Source organism: Shinella yambaruensis (assembly GCF_022899355.1).
In the GTDB taxonomy this organism is placed as follows: Bacteria; Pseudomonadota; Alphaproteobacteria; order Rhizobiales; family Rhizobiaceae; genus Shinella; species Shinella yambaruensis.
This window is the reverse complement of record NZ_JALJCK010000007.1, coordinates 25,389-43,904: the sequence shown is the minus strand read 5'-3', so window position 1 is coordinate 43,904 and position 18,516 is coordinate 25,389. Positions and strand designations below refer to the sequence as shown.

Genomic DNA, 18,516 nt, shown 5'->3' with positions numbered 1-18,516 from the left:
TCAGGAGGAGCTGGCCGAGGTTTCCGTCAGCGCGGCGAGCAATGAGATCGCGAGCGCTCCCGGGATCACGCCGAGCCGCAGCGTCCCGGTCAAGCCGCCCTTCTTCCTGCCTCTCAGGTCATCGTGCAGGCTCTCGTAGTCAGCGAGGATCTGCCGCCCCCAGCGCAGGACCTTCTCGCCTTCGGCGGTCAGCGACAGGAAGCGGTGCCCCCGAACGATCAGGGAGAGGTTCAGATCTTCCTCGAGCTTGCGGATCGCTTGCGAGAGCGTGGGTTGCGTGACGCTGCACTGTTCTGCGGCGCGCCCGAAATGCTGTTCTTCGGCGAGCGTCACGAAAAACTTCAGATGCCTGATCAGCATGCCCTCATCCTGTCTCGATCTCCGGGAAGCCGGTCGGCATCGACATGGCTCTTCCCAATACATTATATTTTGTGAAATATAACGATTAGAGGATTTGCGGCCGGAGCGAAAGCGCCTTCGGGCGGCGGCGCGCCATCGTTGGAAGAGGAATATCGGGTCATCATGCAGGAAGAAATCCGCATCGCGGTCGCGCTCGTCACCCGGGAGAACGGCGACACGCTGCTCGTGCGCAAGCGCGGCGGGCCGCAGTTCATGCAGGCCGGCGGCAGGATCAGGGACGGCGAAGTGCCGAAGGCGACACTTGCCCGCCGGCTGCACGAGGAACTGGGCATCCTCATTCCGCCCTCGCGCATGGCGCCCTTCGGCTGCTTCGAGGCCGAGGCGGCCGACGAGACGGACCACCTGCTCGTCGCCTATGTCTTCAGGGTCCAGCTCGAAGACGAGGTCATCGCGCCGACGAGCGAGATCGACGAGGCGCGGTGGATGCCGATCCAGGACACGCCGACGCTGCCGCTCGCCCCGCTCACGCGCAACCACATCCTCACCCTGTTCTGGCAGATGCAGTTCGGCACCGACCTGCCGCACCAGCACGGCCGGGAGGCCGCAGCGTAAGCACCGCCCCGTCTCGAAGATCGGAACGTCCATGCCGACCCTTCCGCACCTGACTGAATAGCCCCGAGTTTCGTAGACACCCTGGGTTAGATCTTCTGCTGCTTTTCGAACTCGACGGGCGACAGCATCCCGTTCCTGACATGCTTTCGTTTCGGGTTGCAGAACATCTCGATGTAATCGAACACATCCTGACGCGCCTCATCACGAGAGCGATAGATCCTGCGGCCTATCCGTTCACGCTTCAGAAGGTTGAAGAAGCTCTCTGCGACTGCGTTGTCATGGCAGTTGCCGCGTCGGCTCATGGAATGAACCAGATAGTGGTGTTTGAGGAAGGATGCCCAGTCCATGCTGGTGAACTGGGAGCCCTGGTCCGAATGGACCAGCACCTGTTTTTTTGGCTTGCGTCGTCGATCGAGGCATGGACGAACTCCCGCCACGGCTGTTGGACTGGCCGGTGCGGTCGCCGGTGATGCAGTGCCCTCGGCGATGTGCCGAAGGATGCCGGCGAGCGAGGAATGAACCTCACACATGCTTGCGCCCCTCCGCGTCGAAGAACCAGTCGTCCGGATAGGGATACCACCAGCCCTGGATCACCGGTTTATGGTCGATGATGACCATTTTCGAGCGGCGGAAGGCATCGAGGCCGAGCTTTGAAAGCTCCCGTCCGAGGCCGGATTTCTTCCAGCCCCCGAAGGGCAACGCGTCGTTGTCGATCAGCGGGTTGTTGACCCAGACCATGCCGGCCTCAAGCCGATCCGCCGCCTCCATCGCTTCTTCGAGTGAGGTGGTAAAGACGGACGCGCCGAGGCCGAATTCGCTGTCGTTGGCCCGTTCGATCGCCTCGTTGAAATCCTTGACGCGCATGATAGCGGCGACAGGACCGAAACACTCTTCGTTCATGATCGCCATGTCGGGTGTGCAATTGACAAGGATGGTCGGCTCGTAGAACCAGCCGGTCGGCTCAGTGTCCGGGATCTTCCCGCCTAGCACCACCGTCGCTCCCGCGGCCTTGGCATCCTCGACCAGCCGGATGACCTTTGCGCGCGCCGCCTCGCTGACAAGCGGACCTATCTCAGCGCGCGTGAGACCGTTGCCGATGCGCAGACGCTTCGTCTCGGTAGCGAACTTTGCGACGAACGCGTCATGCACCGCATCGACGACGAAAAACCGCTCGGCCGAGGTGCAGACCTGGCCGGACATGTGAAAGGCGGCGGTGACGGCACCGGCCGCGGCTACATCGAGCGGCGCGTGGGCCGTGACGATCATCGGGTCCGAACCGCCCGCCTCGATGACAGCCGGCTTCATCTGCGCCGCGGCGGCCATCGCCACCGCCTTGCCGGCGGCAACTGAGCCAGTGAACGCGACGGCGTGAGTCTTCGGCGAGGCGATGAGCGCGCTGCTCAGCCCGACACCGCCCGGCAGGCAAGCGATCAGGCCATCCGGCAAGGCCTTGAAGACCCGCATGAATTCCAGCGTGGAGAGCGTCGTCGCGGGCGCCGGCTTGATGATGCACGCATTGCCCGCGGCGAGCGACGCGGCGACCGTCCAGCACATCAGGAGGATCGGGAAATTGAACGGCATGATATGCACGCTCACGCCGAGCGCCTCGTAGCGCGCATGTTGGAAGGAGCCGGCCTGCGTGGTGCCCGCCACCTTGCCGCCCTCGTCGCGCGCCATTTCCGCGAAATAGCGGAAGGCGCCCGCGCAGTTCGCCACCTCGCCGATCGCCTCCGGATAGGGCTTGCCCATCTCGCGCGACATCAGTTCAGCGCAGCGGCGCATGTCTGTTGCCTCGATGCGGTTGGCGATGCGGTGAAGGGTGGTCGCGCGTGTCTTCGCGTCGAGCCGTTTCCAGTCCCGCTGCGCCATGGTGGCGGCATCGAGCACGGCCTCCATGTCGTCGAGCGCGGTGTCGGCGATGGTGCCGACGGTGGCGAGCGTTGCGGGATCGATCACGGCATGGCGGGCGCCCTTGCTCGGGACATAGGCCGGGTGCCGGTAGAACACGGGTTCGGCGGGGTTGAACATGGCAATACTTCCTTGGTGTTCTGGAGAACCGGGCGACGGTCCCTCATCCGCCTGCCGGCCCCGTCTCCCCGCAGGCGGGGAGACGGGGCAAGCCGCAGCGTTTCGTCTCGCTCTCCCCGCTTTCGGGGTGAGGGGAAAATATGCCCTCAGCGGATCATGTAGACCTTCTTCACGGTCTCATGGACCGTGCATTCACCCTTCCAGTCCTTCGGGAAAAAGGCGGCGGTATCCGGCGTGATCTCGATCACCTCACCGCTTTCATGGACATAGGTGCAGCGGCCTTCGAGGAAGTGGCAGAACTCGTCGCTGGTGACGTGGCAGAACCACTTTCCCGGCGTGCAGATCCAGAGGCCGCTTTCGGATTCGCCGTTCGGGCCCTTGTAGATGACCTTGCCGGAGGTGCGGCTCTCGCCCTCGATCATGGTGGGAATCACGCCCCAGTCCTTGAGGTCGGTCTCTTCCAGCGGCTTGCGCATCAGGGGTGTCGCGGTCATGGGATATTTCCTTTCATTTTCTCTTTACGTCAGACCAGCATGTAGATGTTGCGCATGGTCTCGGTGACGGTGCATTCGCCGGTCCAGCCGCCGGGGAACATAACGACCGTGCCCGGTTCGACCACGATCACCTCGCCTTCGTCCGAGCGATACACAGCCCGGCCGGCCACGAAATGGCAGAATTCGTCCCGTGGGATGGACAGCCGCCAGCGGCCGGGCGTGCAGACCCAGATGCCGGATTCCGGCTGGTTGTTCGGCCCTTTGAAGACGAGACGGCCCGAGGAGTGAGACTGGCCCTCCAGGCTGTCCGGCTGGTCGCCCCAGTCGACGAGGTCGGAAAAGGTCGTCGCGTTATGGATGTGCGGGGCGGATGCTTTCGTCGTCTCAACCATTATAGGCGCCCGTCTTCACGAGGTCGTCGAGAATGCCCGCGGCCTTCTTCGGGCCATTGCGGGCCTGCATATGGGCGCTGGTGGCGGCAAGGCGCGTCTTCATGGTCGAATTGTTGAGGCAGGCGTCGAGTTTTGCCGCAAGGTCGGCATCCGTCCAGTCGTAACGCGGCATCTTGAAGCCGTGACCGGTCTCATCGACGCGCGTCGCATTGTCGTGACCATCCCAGACATAGGGCATGATGATCGCCGGCTTGCCGAAATAGAGGCACTCCGTGAACGAATTGTTGCCGCCGTGATGGATGACCGCATCGACCTGTGGGATGACCGAAGGCTGCGGGAACCAACTGTCGACGATGACGTTGCCGGGCAGGTTCTCGTACTGATCCTTGTAGTCGCCGACATTGACGAGCGCGCGATAGGGCAGCTTGCCGATGGTCGTGATCAGGCGCTTCAGGAGGTCCGTATCCCCTGCCCCCAGCGAGCCGAAGGAAATGTAGATCAGCGGCTTGTCGTTGTTCTCGGCAAAGGCCGGCACCTCGTAGGGCTTCTCCTTGCGAACGCAGCCCTCGAGATACTGGAACTGTTTCGGATCGAGCGGATGCTCGCGCTCGAACTTCACCGGCTCCGGATAGAGCAGCAGGTTCATGAAGGGCGAGGCTTCGAAAAACTGGCCGATCGGATAGGACGCCTCGTTATTCTCGGCAAGGAAACCGTTGAAATCGTCATGGATCGGCTTGATGACGTCGTTGAAATGGTCGCGATAGGCGGCGTGGCAGGCGAAATCCTTCTCACCGCAGCCGGAAAGATGCGGCGGGATTTTCGGATCCTCGATCTCGTTTTCCGAGCAGGAGATGATGCGCACCCAGGGCGTGCCGTATTGCTTGATCGCCGGGAAGAGGATGACGTTGTCGACGCAGATGAGGTCCGGCTTGATCTTCGCCAGCACGCCCGGCAGGTCTTTCTGCGCCCATTTTGCGCTGTCGACGATCGCCGTCCAGCAATCCTTCACGTAGTTGTCGACCTGGTCGTAGGGAGATCTACGAAAATTCGGGATGTGGCCGTTGATGAAATCCTCCCAGAACTTTGCCATCTGCTCCGGCGGCATTGGCTCGGAAAGGTTCACGGCATGTGCCTCGAAACCGTAGCCCTCATAGACCGATACGAAGCCGGGGTCGGAGAGGAAGACGGCCTTGTGGCCGAGCGCTTCGACGGCCTGCGCGATGCCGACCGAGTTCAGCGCCGGGCCAAAGGCCGCTTCCGGGAAGAATGCGATGGTCTTGGACATGGTATTCCCCTCTTTATTCATTGGAAGAGCCGGCATCTCGCCGGATCGATCTTGAGGCTCAGCGCATCGCCGATCTTCCAGTTGCCCGCCCCGCTCGCGGGAATGCGGACCTGAAGCGGCGTTGCACTCGCGGTCGTCTTGACGTGCAGCACGCGGTCGAGGCCGTGATAGGCGATATCGACGACGGCGCCGGACACCGGCAGGTCGCCGGGCGGGCCGATGGCGATGTTTTCCGGTCGCACGGCGAGCGTCGCGGAGCCGGCATTGCCCGATGCTTTCACCTGCAGACCTTCCGCGACGAAGAGACCGTCGACCCCGACCTTGCCATCGATGAAATTCATGACGCCGATGAAGTTGGCGACGAAGCGGTCGGCAGGGCGCTCATAGACGTCCTCCGGCGCGCCGACCTGCAAGAGGCGGCCGTCCTTGAGGATCGCCATGCGGTCGGCCATGACGAGCGCTTCCTCCTGGTCGTGCGTGACGATGATGAAGGTGATGCCCACCTCGTTCTGCATGCGCTTGAGTTCAAGCTGCATCTTCTCGCGCAGCTTCTTGTCGAGCGCGCCGAGCGGTTCGTCGAGCAACAGCACTTTCGGGCGCTTCACCAGTGCGCGGGCGAGCGCAACACGCTGCTTCTGGCCGCCGGAAAGCTGTTCGGGCTTGCGGTCGGCAAATTGCGTGAGGTCCGTCGTCGCCATGGTCTCGTCGACGCGGCGGCGGATTTCCGTCCTGGCGAGCCGCTCCATTTCGAGACCGTAGGAGAGGTTCTGCCTGACCGTCATATGCGGAAAGAGTGCATAGGACTGGAACATCAGGTTGAGCGGCCGCTTTTCCGGCGGCAACGGGGAAATATCCTTGCCCTCAAGCAGGATGCGGCCGGCATTCGGGCTCTCGAAGCCGGCGAGCATGCGCAGCAGCGTGGTCTTGCCGCAGCCGGAGGGGCCGAGCAGCGCGAAGAATTCGTTCTCGCGGATATCGAGCGTCACATCGTCGACGGCCGTCACCGGCCCGAACGCCTTGCCGACACCCTCGATGCGCAGGATCGGATTGCTGGATGCGTTCATGGGACCTGCTGCTGTCTGTTAAGCCATTGCGAGATCAGGAGCGCCGTCGCGCTGACGCCCATGACGATGGTGGCGAGTGCATTGACCTCGGGCGTGATGCCGAAGCGGATCATCGAATAGATCTGCATGGGGAGGGTGATGGACGAGCGCCCGGCGCCGGCCGTGAAGAAGGCGATGATGAACTCGTCGACAGAAAGCGTGAAGGCGAGCAGCGCACCGGCGACGATGGACGGCAGCAGCACCGGGAAGGTGACGCGCCAGAAGGTCGTCCAGCCCGACGCCCCGAGATCGCGCGAGGCCTCGACGATGGAAAAATCGAAATGCTTCAGCCGGGCGCGCACGACCGAGCAGACGAAGGCAAGGTCGAAGATGACATGGCTGATGACGATGGTGTGCAAGCCCATCGTCAGGCCGAGACGCGAGAAGAAGGTGAGCAGCGCCACGGCGAGCACGATATCGGGGATGACCATCGGCGCGAAGGCGAGCGCTTCGAGACCGCTGCTCTTGCGGCGGCGCGTCTCCATGCCGAGTGCTAAAAGCGTACCGAGTACGGTGGAGATGACGGTCGCGAAGACGGCGACGATGAACGTGTTGCCGGCGGCGCGCAGGATGTCCGTATTGGAAAGCAGCGCGCCATACCAGCGGGTGGAAAAGCCGGACCACGAGGTCGGCAGGCCGCTGTCGTTGAAGGACAGCAGCACCAGCACGGCGATCGGCAGATAGAGGAAGCCGAAGACCAAGAGCAGCACGATGCGCCCCGGCAACTTGCTGGAAAGCGTCGCGTTCATTGCGCCGCCTCCCCTTTGCGCTCGCCGCTGGCATGGGCCGTGGCGCGGGCCTGCAACAGGAGCAGCACGATCATGGTAAGGATCAGCGCCGCGCCGAGGGCTGCACCGAAGGGCCAGTCGTTCGCCGTCAGGAACTGGTCGTAAACGAGGTTGCCGACCATCTGGAACCGCCCGCCGCCGAGCAGCGCGGGCGTCACGAAATTGCCGATGGAGAGCACGAAGACAAAGACCCCGCCGGCCGCCACACCCGGCAGGGTCAGCGGCAGCGTGACGCGCAGGAAGGTGCGGACGGGGCCGGCGCCGAGATCGCGCGACGCCTCCATCAGCTCCGGGTTCAGCCGCGACAGCGTGGAGTAGATCGCGAGGATGACGAAGGGCAGGTAATTGTAGACGAGACCGGTGATGACGGCGCTCTCGGTATAGAGCATCGACAGTGGCTCGCCTGTGTAGCCAAGCGAGCGCAGCAGGTTGTTGGTCAGGCCCTCGCGGTTCAGCAGCACGATCCACGCATAGGTGCGGATCAGGTAGTTGCTCCAGAAGGGCAGCACGGCGAAGAACAGCAGGATCGGCTGCGACATCCTTGGCGCCCGCGAAATCGCGTAAGCCGCCGGATAGGCGATGAGGATCGCCGCTACTGTCGCCGTCAGGGCGATGCGCGCGGAATTGAGAAAGATCTTCGCATAGAGCGGATCGGCGACGCGGGCGAAATTTTCCAGTGTAAACGTGTATTCGACCCCGCCCCAGACGCCGCGCTCGAAGAAGGCATAGCTCAGCACCAGCAGGCACGGCACCACCATGAAGGCGACGAGCCAGGCGACGCCGGGCGCCGCGAGCAGGGTCGGTCTGGTGGCATTGAAGGACAAGGCTTTACTCCCGCGGGGGCCGTCACAGCATCGCGCATAAAGGATTGCAGGAAGAAAATTGCCCGTGGCGGCGGGCCGCCTTCCAGTCGCCACGGGAAGGGGCCGCGTTCAGTTCGCGGCCTTGATCTCGCTCACGATGCGCGAATAGTCCTTCTGCGCCGTCCCGAGGTCGCGCAGCAGCTCGTATTTGATGAGGTCCGCAGGCGCCATGGCCATATTCGGGTATTGCTCGGACAGCGCCTTGTCGAGGCTTTCCATCGCGGCCTTGTTCGGCACCTTGTAGAGGATGTTCTGCGCGGCCCAGGCGTGGTTCCTGGCGTCGAGGATGAAGTTGATGAACTTCATCGCCGCATCCTTCTTCTCCGAGCTTTTCAGGACGACGATCGTGTCGATCCAGAGGTCGGAGCCTTCCTTCGGCACGACGAACTTGATGTCCTTGTTTTCGCCGATGCCGTAGTTGCACCAGCCGTCCCAGGCATGCACCAGCGAGGCCTCGCCGGAAACGAGCTTGGAATAGAAGGTCGTGTCGTCATAGGCGAGCAGCGTCTTCTTCGCCTCGATGAGCAGGGCCTTCACCTCTTCGAGCCTGGCCGGATCCTTCTCGTTGACGGAAAACCCCTTGGCGAGCTCGCCCGCCGCCATCAGCCAGCGGTCGGTGGCGAGCATCGTCGTCTTGCCCTTCAGCGCATCCACCGGCTGGAGCAGGTTCAGCCAGCTGTCTGGCGTACCCTCCACGAGGTCGGAGCGGTAACAGAGGCCCGTCGAGCCCCAGGTATAGGGCACGGAAAACGTGTTGCCCGGATCATAGGCGAGTGTCGTGGCTTCCGGATAGAGATTGGCGAGGTTCGGCACGGCGGCCTTGTCGATCGGCTCGGCAAGGGCTTGCCCGTTGAGGATTTCGGCGAAGGGCGAGGAGACGAAAACGACGTCGTAGCCCTTGCCGCCGCTCGCCATCAACTTGCCCATCACCTCTTCGTTGGTGGCGTGGTTGACCACCTCGATCTCCAGCCCGGTCGCGGCCTTGAATTGTTCGGCGATGTCAGGGGCCATGTAGCCATCCCAGTTCGAGATGACGAGATCGGCGGCGGAAGCCGCGCCCGTCGCAAGGCATGCGGCGACAAGCGCCGCGGCCGCGCAGGTCGCAGTCAGTCGGTTCTTCACGGTCACGGAAGACTCCCTTGTTTTACGTTGTTCCAACCTCTTCGACGGGCGCGCCGGTTCTCCGGTCTCATTCCCTGTCGAATGGAAGTATTATTTATAAAAAAAATACGTCAATAGGGTCGATGCATTTTTGCGGTCCGCCCATTTCCGGGCTTGCGCGACGAAAGCTCAAAGGGCAGCATGCACGGCGATGGAGGGCAGAGGCGAGCCATGACACCGGAGCCGAAACGGACCAATTTCCGCCATGTCGAACTGGCGCAAAAAATACTGGATGTCGCCGGCGAGCGTGGCATGGCGCCCGGCGAGCGGCTGGCCGAACAGGCGCTCGCCTCGCTCTGCAACGTCTCGAGAACCCCGATCCGCAAGGCTTTGCAGATTCTTGCCGAGCGAGAGCTTGTGACGGCGGATGCTGAGGGCGGCTATCTGCTCGCCGTCGATCCTGCCGCCATTGCCCGCCTCGAAGACACGGCGGAAGGCGATGGCGAGAGTGAAATCTATGCCGCGATCCTGCGCGACCTCGCCGCCGGACGCATTGCCGAAAGCCAGACCGTCGCCGCGCTGCAGCGCCGCTATGAGGTCTCACGCCAGACGGTACAAAATGCGTTTGTGAAACTGGCAGAGGAAAATCTGGCCGAACGCGGTTCCGGCCAGCAATGGCTGCTGAAGCACTTCGCCATCAGTGGCGATGCGGCGGCGAAAAGCTACGAGTTCCGCCTTGCGACCGAACCGCTCGCGCTGACCCTGCCGGAGTTCAAGCGCGATATTCCGGCGATGACGGCGCTGCGCCAGTCCATGCTGATCCTGCGCGGGATGAACGAGACGAATTTCGACCGCAAACTTTTCGACCGCACGGACTACGATTTCCACCTGTTGATCGCGCGCTCCTGCGGCAATCCCTTCATGGCAGAGACGCTTACCAACCATCACCGCCGCCGCCGCGCCAGCCCGCCGGCCGGCCATGTCAACGCCTTCCGGCTGATGCAGTCCAACCTAGAGCATATCCAGATTCTCGAGCAGATCGAACGCGGCCAGATGGAGCTTGCGGCCGATCTCATGCGTGTGCATATACAGCTCTCCCAATCGCAGCGCCCACGGCTGGCCGGCCGTGGCGTTCCTCCCGCCTTCAAGCTCGTCGTGCGTTGATCCTCCATGGCGCCAGCAAAGACCATCGCCCTCTTTCCGGAAGCAAGCTACGGCGCAGCGCTGAATTGTGTGGGTATCGCCCAGGAACTGAGGCGCATGGGCCACCGCCCCGTTTTCATTTGTCATCCCGGTTTCAGCGGCGTCTTTACTGAATACGGCTTTGGCGAATACCAGCTCGGCGACGATACGTCCGCACCTGCGACCGACTGGAACGATTTCATCGAGCGCCATCAGGACGCCTTTCGCCAGAGTCCGTTCGACCAACTGCAAAGCTATGTCGGCCCGACCTGGGATGCGATCGTCGATACGGCGATCCGGGTGGAAGAGCCGCTCAGGCAACTTGTGGCCCGGCTGAAGCCGGATGTGATCGTGCTCGATAATGTCGTGATGTTTCCGGCGATCGCCAATGCCGGCGTACCTTGGGTCCGCGTCGTCTCCTGCGCCGAAACCGAAATTCCCGATCCGCTCATGCCGCCCTATCTCTCCGGCTGCAGCGAAACGCCGGGCGAGGAATGGGAGCGGTTTTCCGCGCGATACCGCGAGGTGACGGCTTCTGCCCACCGACGGTTTTCCGCTTTTCTCGGCCAGTCGGGCTTGCGTCCACCGCCAACGTCAGTTTTTCTCGAGCCGTCGCCCTATCTCAACCTGCTGCTAGCGCCGAAAATCATTCGCCGCAAGCGCCGTAACGTGCTGGATGAGGAGCTTTTCGTCTTCCTCGACGGTTGCGTGCGGCATGAGGCGCCCTATGTCTCGCCCCGCTTCGCCAGCCATAATGAAGCGCCGCTGGCGCTCATCAGCTTCGGCTCGCTCGGCGCCATGGACGTGGCAATGATCAAGCGGATGATCGAGACCTTCTCGAAACTGCCCTACCGTTTTCTCATCAACGCCGGCCACTGGCGCGACGATTATCGCGACGTGCCGGACAATGTCTTCATCGACGACTGGTTTCCGCAGCCTTCCGTGGTCGAACAGGCAAGCCTGTTCATCCACCACGGCGGCAACAACTCCTTCTGCGAGGCGCTTTATTTCGGCACGCCATCGATCATCATGCCCTATTGCTGGGATGGTCACGACAATGCCCGCCGCGCCGAAGAAACCGGCGTCGGCCTGCACCTCGACCGCTATGGCTGGAGCGAGAACGAGCTGGCAAGCGCCATCACCAGCCTGATGGATGATGCGGCGATGCGGGCGAGGCTAAAGGACAATGCGATCAGCATGCAGAAGGCAGCCGGCGTGAAGCGCGCGGCCGAAGCGATCCTGAAGGTGGCGACCACGATGCCAAGCACGGGACTATCGGTAAAAGCATAAACCCGAGAAATGATCCCGCGGCAAATTTGAGGATTGCGATTCCAACGCACCGCCGACCCGGCACAACCCGGCCGGCCGCCTCATCCCTGGCGATCTCCGCCGCCAGCGCCTTCAGCCATGGAGTACGATCGTTGGCGTCGAGCGGAATGACGGCCGACATCTTGGCCACGTTCTCCGGAGGATGGAAGCTGTCGCCCTCGATGAAACGCCAGCCGAGCCTTTCGGCAAGCGTTTCCCCGACAGTGGTCTTGCCGCTGCCGGAAACGCCCATCACCACGATATGATGCAGCATCCGACAAGGGCAAAGGCGAAGCCGATGACGCCGAGCAGGGTTTCCATCACGGTCCAGGTCTGGAGCGTGGTTCGTTCGTCCATCTGGAGGAAGCGACCGACCAGCCAGAAGCCGGAATCGTTCAAGTGGCTCAGCACCGTCGCGCCGCAGGCGATGGCGATGATGAGGAAACACAGGTCGAAGGAGCTCAGCCCCGTCGTCGCGGTGACGATGCGTGCGAGAAGGCCCGCCGTCGTGGTCAACGCCACGGTGGCCGAGCCTTGCGCCACGCGCAGCGCCGTGGAAATGAGGAAGGCGGCGACGATCAGCGGCATGCAGGCCGCCTCCAGGCTGCCGGCGAGTGCCTGGCCGATGCCGCTTGCACGCAGCACGCCGCCGAACATGCCACCGGCCCCGGTCACGAGGATGATGCCGCAGACCGGGCCGAGAGCCCCGTCCATCAGCTTTTCCATGTCCTTGAGCGTGCGCTGGCCGCCGAGCGTCCACATGCCGACGAGGACGGTGATGAGCAATGCGACCGGCGTCTGCCCGGCCATGCGCAGAATGTTCACCCACAGAGCGTCGCCGTCGATCGCCTTGGCGGTCGCCAGCGTGCCAAGGCCGGTGTTGAGGAAGATCACACGAGCGGCAGCAACAGCACAAGCATCACCGTGCCGAAGGACGGCGGTTCGCGGCGGTCATGCGCCGCCTCGCTGAGCGATCCGAGAAGTTCCGGGATTGGCAGTTCGAAGCGCTTGCCGGCCCACAGACCGAAGAGGTAGCTGCCCAGATACCAGATCGGCAGAGCGACGGCGAGGCCGACCAGCACCAGAAGGCCGATATCAGCCCCCAGCAGATGGGGTGGCAGGAAAGCGTGCATAATCGCGGAGGCACCCGCCGCCGGCAGTGCATAAAGCAGCACTGAGCCGCCGAAACGATGGGCGACGCTGAAGATGATCGGCAGCATCACCACGAGACCGGCGTCGAATGCGAAAGGCGCGCGATCATGGCCGAACTGCCCGATCAGCCGGTCGGCAAGCTCCATCGCGCCGGCTGATGTCGACCGTACAGACAACCCAGTCAGTTCATTGCCGCCTCGTGTGCAATGGCGGCATCCACTCCTTCGGCAAGAATGGCCGCGAGTATCTGATCGACAGAGGCACGCCAAGCCGGTGTCTGCGCAAGTTCATGCCGAACGAAGCCCGGCAGGCCATTCAATGCCCCGGAAATACCGGAAGCGGTTTTTGGTATCTCGGCCAATGCCGCACGGATTTCGGCCTCACGTGGGTCCCGCAGCGCATAGGTCTCGCCGTTGTCCTTTTCTACCAGGCAATAGCGCATCCACATGGCAGTCGCGAAGGCGAAGGGCCTGACGTCATATCCTGCCTGCAGGGTGGCCAGCACGGGTTGGAAGATGCGCTGCGGCAGCGTCTGTGTGCCATCCATTGCGATCTGGAAAGTCTCATGGGCAATGGTGGGATTGCGGAAGCATTCCGTCAGCGCCGCCGCATAGTCATCGACATCGAGCCCCGGCAAGGGCGGTAAAACTGCGGCAGCCGCCTTAAGATGGCGAACGACGAGGGCAGCGAGCAAGAGGCGTTCATAACGTCGCGGACATACGATGACCAGACAGGAACCCGCTATAGGCCAGCATCGAAAGGCTGCCGGGCTTCGTGGACGATGTGAGGAAGACCCGCGTTCCGGCGACGAACGTCACCTTCACCAGCAAGCCGAAGAACGGCAAGGTCTCCGTCGTCGCGTTTACACGCTCAAGGCCAGCCTCAAGGGCAAGGACCGGTTCTGCACCCGCAACACGACACCTAAGGTGAGGCCAGGTCGAAAATGCCGAACGGCAGCACGCGACCACATCGGGGTGTTGTGATCGCCCACCACCATGATGTCCAAAGGCGGCATTTCCGGATCAGCGGCGATTGACGCCACAGTATCGAACACGCCCATCCAGATTGAAGGCGCCCCATTTGCCGCACAGTTCCCGCGACATGGCGCCGGATGTCGAGCCATAATGGTTGTTGACCCTATGTGTCAGCTTGAAACGGCGGCCGGCAGCGGCGCGCAACTTGTCCTCCAGAAGTGCCCACTCACCCGGATCGACAGAGGGCCCCATGCCCTTAACAAGCACGAGAAGCACATTTCGATCGTTCGCTATGATCGTTTCCGATGTGAGTTTCGCCTACTGCAGCGCGCTTTAGAAGGTCGCAGGCATGCCCGGATTGTAGCTTTTCGTCGCGTAGTCGAGAAGGATGAGCGCATTGACGGCGAAGAGGGCTGGGATGTTCACGCTGTCGCAGGTGGCGCTGAACGATGCGATCATGGTCATCGCCTTCGCGTCGATCGCCGGCTTGCTGCTCGGACTCTCCGCCATCACCGTGCCGTAGGACACGCTTGTCCTCTCGGTTGCCCTCTATATCGTCGTACCCGTCATCATTGCGTAGCTCATCCGCCGCCGGAACGACGCGCGCACTCGATGGCATTCTCGCAAAGCTCCAGCCCATTTCGTTGTTAGCGCTCCTTGCGACGCTGGTTCTGCTCTTCGCCTTCCAGCTGAGGAGATTATCGCCCAGCCCGCCGTCATCGGCTTGCTCGCCGTGCCGATCCTGGTTCAGGTCTACCTGAACTCCGGGCTCGCCTATCTTCTCAATCGGATGACCGGCGAACGGCACTGCGTTGCCGGCCCCTCGGCGCTGATCGGCGCCAGCAACTTCTTCGAACTCGCTGTCGCCGCCGCCATCAGCCTGTTCGGCTTCCAGTCGGGCGCCGCGCTCGCGACCGTGGTGGGCGTGCTGATCGAGGTACCGGTGATGCTCTCGGTCGTCTGGACCGTGAACTGCTCCAAGAACTGGTACGAGGCCCCCGCCGTTTCCCGAACCGCCGTTACCGAAAGGCACTGACCATGGACGTCACCATCTACCACAACCCCGCCTGCGGGACGTCCCGCAACACGCGGTGCTGATCCGCGCCGCCGGGATCGAACCTATCGTTATCGAGTACCTGCAGCATCCGCCGAAGCGCGAGCAGCTTGCAACGATGATCGCGGATGCCGGCCTGACGGTTCGTGAGGCCATCCGCGAGAAGGGTACACCCTATGCCGAGCTCGGTCAGGACAACCCGGACCTGACCGACAGCCAGTTGCTCGACGCGATCATCGCGACGCCGGCCCTCATCAATTCTTCAAGGAGGATGGCGAACAGGTTATCGACCAGGAAGGAAAGCGCGTTGCCTGATACGTTCCCCGCATTACAGAATGAGAATCTACGCTCGACCGATCTCGATGCCCTGCGCCCCGCGTTCTCGGCACACAAGTCGCCCATCCTCATCCTCTACGGTTCCCTGCGCGAGGTTTCCTATAGTCGCCTGCTCGCATCCGAGGTCCGTCGGCTAACCCCGGACACCTTACAGGATGTTTCGGTAGATATCTCCATCCTTCATGATCAATGAAAGCTTGGAGGAATCTTGAAGAAGACCGAGGTCCTCCACAGGATTGCCGTCGACGACAAGAAGGTCCGCGCGTAGACCAGCGCGAACCCTCCCGATCTGATCTTCCATCTTGAAGAGTTCCGCCGCGTAACTGGTCGCCGACCGGATGACCTCGATCGCCGGGAGCACCTCGCCGCGAATCTTGAACTCCATGGATTGGTGACGATGGATCGGGCCGATAAGGTCGGTGCCGTAGACCATCTTTACGCCGTGGCGCCGGGCGACCTCCAACTGGTTCGACCCGATATCCAGAACATACTTGATTTTCGCGTGGAGTTCGGGCGGCATCCCGATTTCCAGGCCCTCCTCCCACATCGTCGTATATGCGACGAGCGTCGGCACTAGGATGGCGTTCCGCTCCTTCATCAATATGGCCGTCTCGTCGTCGAGGAAGTTGCCGTGCTCGATCGAGCGTACGCCGTTCCTGACGGCGTGCTGGATACAGCGCGCTGTATAGGCGTGGGCCATGACGTATTTGCCCGCATTCTCCGCTTCCTCCACGGCGGCGCGGATCTCCTCACCCGAAAACTGAACAAAGTGAATCGGGTCGGTATAGGAGGCGATTCCTCCGCCCACCATCAGCTTCACCTGACTGGCGCCCCGGCGAATTTCGTCGCGAGCGGCAAGGCGCACCGCATCCACGCCGTCGGCAACCCGACCAAGGCTCGGGACATAATAATGGCTGTCGAATTCCGTTTCGCCGGCACCCCGCATATCGCCGTGACCGCCGGTCTGCGAGATCGCCTTGCCGCTGTAGAGGATACGCGGGCTCGGAATGAGTTTTTCCTCGACCGCGCGGGCAAGGCCGAAATCCGCGCCGCCTGCGTCGCGGACCGTTGTGAAGCCTCGCATCAACATGCCCTCCAGAATGGGCATAGCTCTCAGCGCGGTGTAGAATGGGGACCATTTGGTAAGTTGCAGAAAGCTGTTGATCGGAACGATCACATGAACGTGGGCGTCGCAAAGGCCCGGCATCAGGACCTTTCCTCTTACGTCGATCACGTTAGCATCCGAGACGGTCAACCTGGATTCGCCGATTTCGGAAATTCTCCCTTCATCGACAAGGACGTCGCGCTCTTCCTGCAGCGTTCCTGCGTCCACATCAAGGATCGACGCGTTCTTGAAAAGAGTCCGGCTCATTGTCGCATTCACTTTCTGATGACATCTGGCAAAACTGGTCGGTAGGATTTGATGGCCGTGCGGCTGAACATTGCCTCTCGCTCCGGTTCGGAAAGCAAATGCACGCATTCCGCGTAGTCGTGGTAAATGTCCTTGAAAGAACGGAAAAGCTTATCGACGGGAAAGTTGCTCGCGAACATCAGGCGGGGCGGACCGAAAAGATCGACGAGCTCGGCGATCAAAGGTCTGACATCCTTCACTGTCCATTTCGGCTTCAACATGCCGAAGCCGGAAATCTTGACGGAAACGTTGTGACAGGCTGAAAGAGTTCGCATTCCCGCCTTCCAGCCTGAAAAATCGCCGGTTATCAATCCATCCGGCATACCCGCCTGGTTGACGATGATCGGGGTTCCGGTATGGGTTCTCGCGATCGACGCGAGGTCTTCCATCTGATGCGGATAGACCTGGGCGTCGAAGGAAAGGGCGTAGTCGGCGAGCTTGCCGAAATTGCGCAGCCACCTTTCATCTCTAAGGTAGTTACTTCTATCGACGTAACTCAGCCGGCGGTCCGGATGCCACGCCACGATGTGACGGATGCCCCTCAACAGGGGCGATGCCGCCATGTGGGCCTCTATAAGTTCGACGGCCTTCGGGTTGTCGAGCGCGACCTGGCCGACGATGGCGTTGGGGAAGCCGCTCTTCTCGTGAATTTCCTGGACGAACCGCGTTTCGCCGACCGGATTCCACGGATCAAATCCACCATCGAGATGCACCGTGCCGATCAAGTCGAAATCCCAGGTGTCTGCGAGGTAGTCCTTCGCCAGATAGTTTTTCCGGATGGGCGCCGGGTCGCCGACGATTGATGCAGTGCCCGGGTCCATCCACGGATATCGGTGCTGTTTCAGGTCCCAGAGATGATGATGCGGATCGAAAATTCTGAGCCGATATGACTTCGCCTCATCCACGTTTCCTGCTGGAAGGCCGTGCACCCCCGCCTTTTCGCTTCTCATATCCATCGCACTCGTCCAACCACGAACTGTCCGTTCGTGAGCCATTTTGCGTTGCCGGGCTTGATTGACAATACGAACGAAGTCGTGTCTCCATGACGAAAAGTCATAAGGCGGAAAGACGATGAAGCGTGCAGGAACGGATAGTTCCACACCGATCGATGCCATCGAGCGCGAGGGTAACCTGCCGTCGCTGACAGGGCTCAGGGCATTCATCCTAGCGGCACAATACAAAAGCTTTTCCCGGGCGGCGGAAGAGCTCGGCATTACGCAAAGCGGTGTGAGCCGCGCGGTGCGTTCCATCGAAGAGATCACCGATACACCGCTGTTCGAGCGTACCGGTCACGGGCTCGTGCTTACCGAATCCGGCGCGGCGTATTTCGAGGAGGTTTCCACTCTTCTCAGCGAGCTCGGCGCCGCAACGCTAAGGCTGGCGACCTACAAGAGCGCTCACGAATCCCTGAACATCGCAACGCTCCCTAGCCTCGGGAGCCGCTGGCTGGCCCCCCGCCTGATAAGGTTCCTCAGGCAGAACCCGACGATCGACATCTCGGTGACGGGCAGAATCGGTCATTTCGAATTCGAGGGAAGCAACATCGACGCGGCGATCCACTACGGCAGCGAAGCCTGGCCGGGCAGCCTGTCGGAACTGATCATGGACGAGGTCCTCGTGCCGATGTGCACGCCCGTTCTGATCAGAAAGGGCGTGGTGCCAAATGCCCGACTCCTGTTCGAACTCACGCTGATCCAGCACACGCACAGGCCGACCGCTTGGCGCGAGTGGTTCAAGGATGTCGGGATCGATCATCCCCAACCGAACCAGGGGCCGCGTTTCGAGCAATACCAGATGGGGATCGAGGCAGCGATCTCAGGCCTCGGTGCAATCCTGATGCCGCCTTTCATGGTCATCGACGAGCTCACGTCCGGGCGCTTGGTCCTGCTTCACAGCGTCCCGGTGCCCACGCCCTGGCGCTACTACCTGGTCTATCCAAAGGGAAAGCGCAGTAAGCCCGGTGTGCAAAAGTTCCGCACGTTCCTCAGAGCCGAAGCCAAGCGAACAGCCGAGCAAACCTTACAGTTGATGCGTTAGGAGGGCGGCGCGCCTGGACACCGCTTCGCCGACAAG

At 61.9% G+C, this 18,516-nt stretch carries 19 protein-coding genes and 3 pseudogenes; 6 read left to right on the top strand and 16 right to left on the bottom strand.

The features are described from left to right. On the bottom strand, nucleotides 1-360 hold the full coding sequence (locus MUU56_RS17390; protein WP_244768547.1) for a LysR family transcriptional regulator: 360 nt from the start codon (nucleotides 358-360) through the stop codon (nucleotides 1-3). A gap of 162 nt (nucleotides 361-522) precedes the next feature. On the opposite strand from MUU56_RS17390, the gene MUU56_RS17385 reads away from it, so the two are divergent. Next, a complete protein-coding gene (locus MUU56_RS17385; protein ID WP_244768546.1) occupies nucleotides 523-972 on the top strand; it encodes an NUDIX hydrolase in 450 nt (149 codons plus the stop codon). An 86-nt stretch (nucleotides 973-1,058) separates the two neighbouring features. On the opposite strand, the pseudogene MUU56_RS17380 reads toward MUU56_RS17385, so the two are convergent. The 9 genes and pseudogenes from MUU56_RS17380 to MUU56_RS17340 form a co-directional block, all read right to left on the bottom strand. Beyond that, a pseudogene (locus tag MUU56_RS17380) lies at nucleotides 1,059-1,379 on the bottom strand (IS3 family transposase); the annotation flags it as partial. 115 nt (nucleotides 1,380-1,494) lie between these two features. Further along, on the bottom strand, nucleotides 1,495-3,000 hold the full coding sequence (locus MUU56_RS17375; RefSeq protein ID WP_244768545.1) for an aldehyde dehydrogenase family protein: 1,506 nt from the start codon (nucleotides 2,998-3,000) through the stop codon (nucleotides 1,495-1,497). 146 nt (nucleotides 3,001-3,146) lie between these two features. Next, nucleotides 3,147-3,494, bottom strand: coding sequence for a cupin domain-containing protein (locus tag MUU56_RS17370; protein WP_064333342.1), 348 nt, complete (start codon nucleotides 3,492-3,494; stop codon nucleotides 3,147-3,149). 29 nt (nucleotides 3,495-3,523) lie between these two features. Next, nucleotides 3,524-3,886: a cupin domain-containing protein gene (locus tag MUU56_RS17365; RefSeq protein WP_244768544.1), complete on the bottom strand. Its 363-nt coding sequence runs from the start codon at nucleotides 3,884-3,886 to the stop codon at nucleotides 3,524-3,526. Further along, the gene (locus MUU56_RS17360) at nucleotides 3,879-5,171 is read right to left on the bottom strand and encodes a nucleotide disphospho-sugar-binding domain-containing protein (RefSeq protein WP_244768543.1); all 1,293 of its coding nucleotides are present in this window, start codon (nucleotides 5,169-5,171) and stop codon (nucleotides 3,879-3,881) included. Before MUU56_RS17360 ends, MUU56_RS17365 begins: the two co-directional genes overlap by 8 nt. 17 nt (nucleotides 5,172-5,188) lie before the next feature. Beyond that, nucleotides 5,189-6,235: an ABC transporter ATP-binding protein gene (locus MUU56_RS17355; protein ID WP_244768542.1), complete on the bottom strand. Its 1,047-nt coding sequence runs from the start codon at nucleotides 6,233-6,235 to the stop codon at nucleotides 5,189-5,191. Next, a complete protein-coding gene (locus tag MUU56_RS17350) occupies nucleotides 6,232-7,023 on the bottom strand; it encodes an ABC transporter permease (RefSeq protein WP_244768541.1) in 792 nt (263 codons plus the stop codon). Before MUU56_RS17350 ends, MUU56_RS17355 begins: the two co-directional genes overlap by 4 nt. Then, nucleotides 7,020-7,820, bottom strand: a complete 801-nt coding sequence (locus MUU56_RS17345; protein WP_244768844.1) for an ABC transporter permease — start codon at nucleotides 7,818-7,820, stop codon at nucleotides 7,020-7,022. Before MUU56_RS17345 ends, MUU56_RS17350 begins: the two co-directional genes overlap by 4 nt. A gap of 174 nt (nucleotides 7,821-7,994) precedes the next feature. After that, nucleotides 7,995-9,053, bottom strand: a complete 1,059-nt coding sequence (locus MUU56_RS17340) for a polyamine ABC transporter substrate-binding protein (RefSeq protein WP_244768540.1) — start codon at nucleotides 9,051-9,053, stop codon at nucleotides 7,995-7,997. A gap of 204 nt (nucleotides 9,054-9,257) precedes the next feature. On the opposite strand from MUU56_RS17340, the gene MUU56_RS17335 reads away from it, so the two are divergent. Together MUU56_RS17335 and MUU56_RS17330 are read left to right on the top strand one after the other, a co-directional pair. Continuing rightward, a complete protein-coding gene (locus MUU56_RS17335; RefSeq protein WP_244768539.1) occupies nucleotides 9,258-10,190 on the top strand; it encodes a GntR family transcriptional regulator in 933 nt (310 codons plus the stop codon). Between the two features lie 6 nt (nucleotides 10,191-10,196). Next, nucleotides 10,197-11,498 carry a glycosyltransferase gene (locus MUU56_RS17330; protein WP_244768538.1) on the top strand — a complete coding sequence of 434 codons (1,302 nt, stop codon included), beginning with the start codon at nucleotides 10,197-10,199 and terminating at the stop codon, nucleotides 11,496-11,498. Here MUU56_RS17330 and MUU56_RS17325 read toward each other — a convergent pair. From MUU56_RS17325 to MUU56_RS17315, 4 genes are read right to left on the bottom strand one after another with little or no spacing between them, the layout of a single operon-like run. Next, complete coding sequence (locus MUU56_RS17325; protein WP_244768843.1) at nucleotides 11,401-11,769, bottom strand: shikimate kinase; 369 nt, start codon at nucleotides 11,767-11,769, stop codon at nucleotides 11,401-11,403. The genes MUU56_RS17330 and MUU56_RS17325 overlap by 98 nt on opposite strands. Next, on the bottom strand, nucleotides 11,769-12,410 hold the full coding sequence (locus MUU56_RS32695) for a GntP family permease (protein ID WP_263194071.1): 642 nt from the start codon (nucleotides 12,408-12,410) through the stop codon (nucleotides 11,769-11,771). Before MUU56_RS32695 ends, MUU56_RS17325 begins: the two co-directional genes overlap by 1 nt. Beyond that, entirely contained in the window at nucleotides 12,407-12,814 is a 408-nt protein-coding gene (locus MUU56_RS32690) for a GntT/GntP/DsdX family permease (RefSeq protein ID WP_263194068.1), read from the bottom strand. The genes MUU56_RS32695 and MUU56_RS32690 overlap by 4 nt, the downstream gene beginning before the upstream one ends. 35 nt (nucleotides 12,815-12,849) lie before the next feature. Further along, nucleotides 12,850-13,362 (bottom strand): mannitol dehydrogenase family protein, encoded by a 513-nt coding sequence (locus MUU56_RS17315; protein ID WP_244768537.1) that lies wholly within the window; start codon nucleotides 13,360-13,362, stop codon nucleotides 12,850-12,852. A gap of 701 nt (nucleotides 13,363-14,063) precedes the next feature. Here MUU56_RS17315 and MUU56_RS17310 point away from each other — a divergent pair. Together MUU56_RS17310 and MUU56_RS17305 are read left to right on the top strand one after the other, a co-directional pair. Beyond that, nucleotides 14,064-14,678: pseudogene (locus MUU56_RS17310) on the top strand (arsenic resistance protein); the annotation flags it as partial. Nucleotides 14,679-14,680: 2 nt separating this feature from the next. After that, nucleotides 14,681-15,011: pseudogene (locus MUU56_RS17305) on the top strand (ArsC/Spx/MgsR family protein). Between the two features lie 169 nt (nucleotides 15,012-15,180). Here MUU56_RS17305 and MUU56_RS17300 read toward each other — a convergent pair. Beyond that, nucleotides 15,181-16,404, bottom strand: coding sequence for a metal-dependent hydrolase family protein (locus MUU56_RS17300; RefSeq protein WP_244768536.1), 1,224 nt, complete (start codon nucleotides 16,402-16,404; stop codon nucleotides 15,181-15,183). A gap of 8 nt (nucleotides 16,405-16,412) precedes the next feature. After that, complete coding sequence (locus MUU56_RS17295; protein WP_244768535.1) at nucleotides 16,413-17,399, bottom strand: amidohydrolase family protein; 987 nt, start codon at nucleotides 17,397-17,399, stop codon at nucleotides 16,413-16,415. 115 nt (nucleotides 17,400-17,514) lie between these two features. Here MUU56_RS17295 and MUU56_RS17290 point away from each other — a divergent pair, with 115 nt between their 5' ends. Continuing rightward, the gene (locus tag MUU56_RS17290) at nucleotides 17,515-18,480 is read left to right on the top strand and encodes a LysR family transcriptional regulator (RefSeq protein ID WP_244768534.1); all 966 of its coding nucleotides are present in this window, start codon (nucleotides 17,515-17,517) and stop codon (nucleotides 18,478-18,480) included. Nucleotides 18,481-18,516 lie beyond the last annotated feature (36 nt).